The following is a 6,031-nucleotide window of genomic DNA, read 5'->3' as shown; positions in this document are numbered from 1 at the left end:
GTTATATCCAATCCCTCCCTTTTTATGGCCTCGGCTATCTTAACGGCCCTGACCTTGTTGAGGGTGAAAGTATCATCCAAGAACTCTATCTCCCTCCTGCCGTATTCATAGCGGAGTATCGAGAGCTCCTCTATAACGCGCTCAACGCTGTGACCACGCCATCTCTTCCCGAACTGGAGCGAGGAGGAGCAGAATGCGCAGTTGAAGGGGCAACCCCTGCTCGTCATCACCGTTCCGAAGGGCGTTCTGCCGGCGACGTACTTATCCATCGGAAGGAGATCGTAGGAGGGCATCGGAATCCCGTCCACGTTCTTTATAAGAGGCCTCGGGGGCTCGTTCCTTATCTTACCGTTCCCCTCGCGGTAGGACAGCCCGAGGATGCCCCTCAGCGGACGGCCCTTATCAACTGCATCCACAAGTTCTTTAAAGGTTAGCTCACCTTCTCCCCTCACCACGGCATCTATGCAGGGACACTCCCTCATCGTCAGTTCCGGCGTAAACGTGACGTGGGGACCACCCATCACGACGAAGACGTTTTCGTTGAGGTTCTTCGCTATCTTCGCAACCGTGTAGGCGTCATACATCGCTGAGGTGGTGGCGGTTATCCCGATCATGTCCGGATCGTAGCGTTTTATTATCCTCATGACGCCCTCAAAGGTCAAGTCCTCGGCTATGCCGTCGATTATCCTAACCTCATGCTCTTCGCGAACCATCGAGGCAAGGTAGGCCAAACCCAGAGGGGGACCTGTGGTGCCCACGACCTTTTTTATGGCACTCTCGGTTGGGGGCATCACGAGGAGAATCCTCATTTCCATCATCTCCAGGACGTCCAGTTATATAGTTTGGAAAAAATAGGTAAAAAAAGTTTGGGTCAGACAGACACCTCGATTTCCTCCTCAATTATTCTGCAGTTCCAGAGTAGGGCTACCTTTCTCCAGGCCTTAACGTAGCCGACGAGGAAAGGTATCTGGACGATTGGAGTTACCGCCGGAGCGATTGCCATCAGCCCGGTTCCCGCAGCCAAAGCTATTGCCATTGCAGTCCCCTCGTTCTTTCCGACTGAGGTGAAGGTTATCGCCATGTGGTCTTTGTAGGGTATTCCCGATGCCTTGTCCACGAAGGTCATGAAGAGCAGTGCGATTAAGTAGTAGAGGGTTAGGGGGATTAATGCTATTCCCACTATCTCCGGCTTCGCCGCTATGAGCTTCGCCTTCTCCATGAAGATGAGAAAGACGATGGTGTACATGCCGAGGAGAGAGATTGAGGGGAAGGCAGGCTTTATTCTGAGGAATCCTTCCGGGCCGAGCTTATTTAAGAGGTAGCCCCTCGTGAGGACGCCGAGTATCATGGGCGTTATGACTACTATAAGAATGGTCTTGACGAGGAGCCAGACCGAAATGGCGACGTGGTAGCTGGAGGCGAATATCTTAAGCCACAGTGGAACCGTGACTATGGCGAGCGTGAAGCTGAGGGCAACGACTATCGTTGCGAGCTCGATGCTGCCCTTGGTAAATCCTGTGTAGGCTATGCTCATCGAGGAACACGGGACGACGACAGCCAGGAGAAGCCCAAGGGCGAGCATGTGGTTTACCGGGTGGAACAGCCCGGTTAGCCAGATTGCACCGTACATGATTAGCGGTGAAATAACGAGGCCCATGGTGAGGGCTATGACCAGCTGTTTTCCGAGCTTGGCGCTGTTCTTGAGCTCGCCGAGGCGGAGGTTTATCATCATCGGGTATATCATGCTGATGACGACGAGCATGTTGATTATCTTGAGCGTTCCCTTGTAGGCCTCGACGTTTGCATGCGTCCCAACGTAGAAGCCCGCTATCATAGCGAGCGTCACGTAAACTGGGAGGTATTTATCGAGATGGTTCTTAATCTTCAGCCAGTTCATTCCTCATCACCACACCTGCATTTTGGCTTCATGAGCAGAACGGGTCGGAATGTCTTCTTCAGCACGCGCATCGCTGTCGAGCCGAAGAGCTCCTTGGAGAAGCCGAGCTTCCCGTGAGTCGGGAGAATTATGAGGGAGACGTCTTCCTCTTCGGCAACTTTGACTATCTCCTCCCAAGGGATGCCGAAGCGCACGACCGGCTTAACTTTCCCCGCATTGAAGGCTCTCTTCACGTCCTCGATCTTCTCCCGGAGCCTCTCCATGACCTTCTCTTCCAGCTTCTCCTTTATCTCCTCCAGCTCGACCTTCTCGTTCTCGTAGAGGAGCGAATAGCCGTTGAGGAGGTCTTCGAGGGTTCCCTCATCAATCACGTGGAGGAGAACCACTTCACCCACCGGAACCTCATTGGACTTCTCAAATCGCTTTGCGGCCCGGTATGAGCCTTCACTGAAGTCAGTCGGAAAGAGCACCTTCCTGAACATCTAACATCACCTGCCGAATTTTTCATCTTGACTATTTTTCATGTGTTAGGGGTGCCTAACAGTTTTTAAAGTTTGCTGGACAAATGTGATTATTTTCAGATGAGAAGAAAATCAGGGAATCTGTGACACCATAAGATTTATATCTGAAAAGATGTTCATGAGTATGGGGGTAGAGATGAGAATCGCGATTCCGGCCGAGGACGAGAGGGGCCTTGAGAGCAACGTCAGCGGGCACTTCGGGAGGGCGAGGTACTTCGTCTTCGTGGACGTGGAGAACAACGAGATCAAAGGCCATGAGGTTGTGGAAGTTCCCTTCAATGAACATGGTCCCGGAGACCTGCCAAGCTTTGTGAAGGAGCACGGCGGGGAGGTCGTTTTAGCCTACGGTATGGGAAGGAAGGCTGTGAGCTACTTCAATGACTTTGGGATAGCGGTCGTCACCGGTGCCTACGGCCCGATTAAGGACGTCGTTAAAGCCTTCATAGAGCAGGTTCTCGAAGTTGACCCCAACTGGAGGGAGAAAATAGAGCGGGAGAAAAAGCACGGGGGAAACTGCGAAAAGCGAGAATAGTTACTCCCCTAAAAGTCCCTTTATAATCAGCTCCGCCGCTTCCTCTTCCGTTAGTCCCTTCGCCATGAGCTGAACCAGTTGGGCCTCGTTTATCCTCCCAATCGAGGCCTCGTGTGTTAACTCTGCTTTATCGTTCTTCACCCTCAGCAACGGAACCGTCTGGACGTCGGCTTCTCCCTTCACAATTTCGTGGCACTCGATGTGGCCTTTGGCGTAGTCCCCTAACCCATAGGCCTCATTCACGACGTTGACCCTCGATTTATCGAACGCTATCACCGTGCTCTTGAGGTCGCCCCGAGAGTGCGCGCCCTCCAGCTGGAGGACTTCCCTTATCTCGACCGAGTCGTCTTCTACTGCCTTGACCTTCGACGTCAGCTCCGCAACGGCGTTGTCGGCGAGTTTAGCCGTCATCTCAAGCTTAAGCTCCCTCGCGCGCTGCTTCGTGAGCGAGAACTTTCCGGTGTAGCGACCACCGGCCTTAACCTCAACCTCGGTCCTGCTTATCATCCTGACCCCTTCGCCGTGTATGTGCTCGTCGTCGTAGAGCACAGAGGAGTTCTCGCCGACGCTTATCCTCGATATTGCTTCGTGGGTGAAGTCCTTCGCGTATGGAAAGATGCAGTGGGAGGTGAACCTCACCTTCGAGTTCTTTCCAACGGTGATGTTGAACTCAACCCGCTGATAGCCCTCGCCCTTAAGGTAGCCGGTGCAGAGGTGGATCGGAAAGGGGAGCTCCACCCCATCTGCTATCCTGACGTCGGCCCTTACGCCGTTCTCGATCTCCTCGCCTTTTATCTCAACTCCCGGAACGTTGTTGAGGCCGATTATTTTGCTTCCGCTTATGATTATGGTCGCGACCCTGTTATCGAAGAGCGATTTATCGAGACCCTCGCGCTCGTAGATATCAAGCAGGGCTTCATACTCCTTCACGCGGTCAACCTTTATCGTCATGGCGACCCCTCCACGAAGAGGCACCTTCCACAGGTTTTTCTATAGTAATCAACGACCTCCCGCGAGAAGCCCTTCTTGACGAGCCTGCCGGCGCAGACGAAGTAGGCAAAATCAGTCTTTCTGGCTATCTCCTCATGGTGCGTGATTATGATGACTGTCGTCCCGGCCTTCTTAAAGCGGTTTAAGAGCTCTTCAATGAGCTCGCCGGCGGTTATGTCGAGGCCCGAATCGGGCTCGTCCAGGATGGCGTATCTCGGCTTCAGGAGGAGGAGCGAAGCTAATTCAACCCTCTTCCTCTCGCCTCCGCTCAAGCCCTTGTCCATCAGCCTATTAGAGTAGAGCTCATAGGGAAGGCCGACGAGCTCAAGTGCCTCCCTTATCTCGTCTTCCTCAACCTTCAACTTCCCGCCGAGGGTTAGGTACTCCCTGATCATTATCCCCTCGTAGCGCGCCGGTTCCTGCCAGGCCATGCTTATCCCCAGTTTGGCCCTCTCGGTGACGCCGAGGTCTGTTATGTCCCGTCCGTCAAGGAGAACCCTTCCAGAGGTTGGTTTTAGCTCGCCCATTAAGATTCTGGCTATCGTTGACTTGCCGGCACCGTTGGGCCCGAGTATCGAGTAGCTCATTCCCTCTCTAAAGCGCATGTTTATTCCCCGGAGGAGCCTCCTCTCTTCCCGCGAGTAGTCGGCGTTTCTTAAGCAGAGCATTTTCACCTATCATAGATAATATGAACTTAATTTAATATTTTCTGGACAGAAACGTCCAGAACCGAAGGTTGGAAACATTAATATCTGAAAAATATTTTAAGTGAAATTATCTCAATTGGGACGGAGGTGGTGAGAATGCCAAAGGTGGAAGCTCCCGTAATTGGCAAGGACGCCCTCGGAAGGGAAGTTAAGGATCTGAGCGCTATCCCATGGTGGGGCATTGACAGGAAGGAGATAGAATGGTATCCGAAAATAAACTACGACCTCTGCGCCGGCTGTGGAATCTGCTTCGTCACCTGTGGTAGGAGAGTCTTTGACTGGGACACTGAGAGGGGAGTGCCAATAGTGGCGAGGCCCTACAACTGCATGGTCGGCTGCTCAACCTGTGCAACTCTCTGTCCCTGCAACGCCATAGAGTTCCCGCCGAAGGAGTACATAAAGAAGTGGGTTGCTAAGGCAAGGGTGACGAAGAAGGCCTTCGAGATAGTGGGCCAGATAACAGAAAAGAACCACCTGAGCGAGGAGGAGATAACGGCAACGCCCGAGCAGGACTCTCCAGGAAAGGGTGATAGAAGTAACAGGATTCGACCAGAGTTTTAAGAGCCACGGGGTGAATTATCTCCCCTACCGTCTTGCTCGCCCATCCCCCGTAGATCAAACCCCCGGTGATGAGAAGAACGCTATCGGATGGGAGAAAGACATCAATCCAACGGGCGGTTTAATGGGCTTGAGTACCCTGCTTCCAGCTCCCGTTGAGACACCTGGCCTCAGACTCAAGGCGGATGATCCCGCGGAGGACACACTCAAGGGCCTTTAAATTCTTCAGGGCTTTCTCAAGGCTGGCCCTTCTAACGGGATCGTCACTTCTAGCGATCATTCTCTCAACAACGTTCTCGAGCGGAATGACTTCATGTTCAAGGATGTCCTTTGGCTGCTGGAGGAACTTCTTCAGAAATGCCGGAACTGCAGAAAAGTACTTCACCCTGCCTCTTTTCTGGTACTTGACAAGGTAGTCTCTCGAGAGCCTTTTCAGTGAGATCGATACGGCAGATCTGCTGAGCCCCAGCTCCTTTGATAGCTCGGCCATCGTGGCCGGCCTTCCCATCAGGAGCAGGAGACCATAAACCCTGCCGTCCACCTCGTCATATCCATACCTTTTAAAGAAAGAACCGACGGCCTCTACGAAGAACCTGCGGTCCTCTTGGTCTCTGTCCTTTTTGTCATCTGCATCCCACCTGATCAGGGTCATCCTTGCAACCACTGTCATGATGGTCGCCCCCGGAATAATAAAAAAGAAACTGGAGAGGAAATTCAGCTCTTCGCGGTTGCTATTATTGCACCGCCAATAACGGCAATCCATGCCCCAATAGTCCAGAAGCCACCATCAAAGGGCATCGTTATGAAAGCTAGGATCAATATGGTC

General features: G+C 52.8%; 8 protein-coding genes. 2 read left to right on the top strand and 6 right to left on the bottom strand.

Annotated features, from left to right (window positions below; translation table 11 throughout):
• From MVD07_RS07035 to MVD07_RS07025, 3 genes are all read right to left on the bottom strand, one after another.
• The coding region (locus MVD07_RS07035) for a radical SAM protein (protein WP_297500072.1) at positions 1-818 on the bottom strand (818 nt) is incomplete at its 3' end.
• 53 nt (positions 819-871) lie between these two features.
• A complete protein-coding gene (locus MVD07_RS07030; RefSeq protein WP_297500069.1) occupies positions 872-1,897 on the bottom strand; it encodes an arsenic resistance protein in 1,026 nt (341 codons plus the stop codon).
• Entirely contained in the window at positions 1,894-2,379 is a 486-nt protein-coding gene (locus MVD07_RS07025) for a universal stress protein (RefSeq protein WP_297500066.1), read from the bottom strand. The genes MVD07_RS07030 and MVD07_RS07025 overlap by 4 nt, the downstream gene beginning before the upstream one ends.
• Before the next feature lie 175 nt (positions 2,380-2,554).
• Between MVD07_RS07025 and MVD07_RS07020 the strand changes: the two genes are divergently transcribed.
• Positions 2,555-2,950 (top strand): NifB/NifX family molybdenum-iron cluster-binding protein, encoded by a 396-nt coding sequence (locus MVD07_RS07020; RefSeq protein WP_297500077.1) that lies wholly within the window; start codon positions 2,555-2,557, stop codon positions 2,948-2,950.
• Here the strand turns inward: MVD07_RS07020 and MVD07_RS07015 are convergent, their stop codons facing one another.
• Together MVD07_RS07015 and MVD07_RS07010 are read right to left on the bottom strand one after the other, a co-directional pair.
• A complete protein-coding gene (locus tag MVD07_RS07015; protein WP_297500063.1) occupies positions 2,951-3,901 on the bottom strand; it encodes a SufD family Fe-S cluster assembly protein in 951 nt (316 codons plus the stop codon).
• The gene (locus MVD07_RS07010; RefSeq protein WP_297500075.1) at positions 3,898-4,608 is read right to left on the bottom strand and encodes an ABC transporter ATP-binding protein; all 711 of its coding nucleotides are present in this window, start codon (positions 4,606-4,608) and stop codon (positions 3,898-3,900) included. Before MVD07_RS07010 ends, MVD07_RS07015 begins: the two co-directional genes overlap by 4 nt.
• A gap of 135 nt (positions 4,609-4,743) precedes the next feature.
• Between MVD07_RS07010 and MVD07_RS07005 the strand changes: the two genes are divergently transcribed.
• Positions 4,744-5,208, top strand: a complete 465-nt coding sequence (locus MVD07_RS07005) for a ferredoxin family protein (RefSeq protein WP_297500060.1) — start codon at positions 4,744-4,746, stop codon at positions 5,206-5,208.
• Positions 5,209-5,326: 118 nt separating this feature from the next.
• Here the strand turns inward: MVD07_RS07005 and MVD07_RS07000 are convergent, their stop codons facing one another.
• On the bottom strand, positions 5,327-5,875 hold the full coding sequence (locus MVD07_RS07000) for a helix-turn-helix domain-containing protein (RefSeq protein ID WP_297500057.1): 549 nt from the start codon (positions 5,873-5,875) through the stop codon (positions 5,327-5,329).
• Positions 5,876-6,031 lie beyond the last annotated feature (156 nt).

The organism is Thermococcus sp., assembly GCF_027008145.1.
Lineage (GTDB): Archaea > Methanobacteriota_B > Thermococci > Thermococcales > Thermococcaceae > Thermococcus.
This window is presented reverse-complemented; position numbering and strand designations above follow the sequence as displayed.

Coding starts and splice junctions, on each gene's coding strand:
- MVD07_RS07030 (WP_297500069.1), bottom strand. CDS start 1,897: ATGAACTGGCTGAAGATTAAGAACCATCTCGATAAATACCTCCCAGTT.
- MVD07_RS07000 (WP_297500057.1), bottom strand. CDS start 5,875: ATGACAGTGGTTGCAAGGATGACCCTGATCAGGTGGGATGCAGATGAC.
- MVD07_RS07010 (WP_297500075.1), bottom strand. CDS start 4,608: ATGCTCTGCTTAAGAAACGCCGACTACTCGCGGGAAGAGAGGAGGCTC.
- MVD07_RS07025 (WP_297500066.1), bottom strand. CDS start 2,379: ATGTTCAGGAAGGTGCTCTTTCCGACTGACTTCAGTGAAGGCTCATAC.
- MVD07_RS07005 (WP_297500060.1), top strand. CDS start 4,744: ATGCCAAAGGTGGAAGCTCCCGTAATTGGCAAGGACGCCCTCGGAAGG.
- MVD07_RS07020 (WP_297500077.1), top strand. CDS start 2,555: ATGAGAATCGCGATTCCGGCCGAGGACGAGAGGGGCCTTGAGAGCAAC.
- MVD07_RS07015 (WP_297500063.1), bottom strand. CDS start 3,901: ATGACGATAAAGGTTGACCGCGTGAAGGAGTATGAAGCCCTGCTTGAT.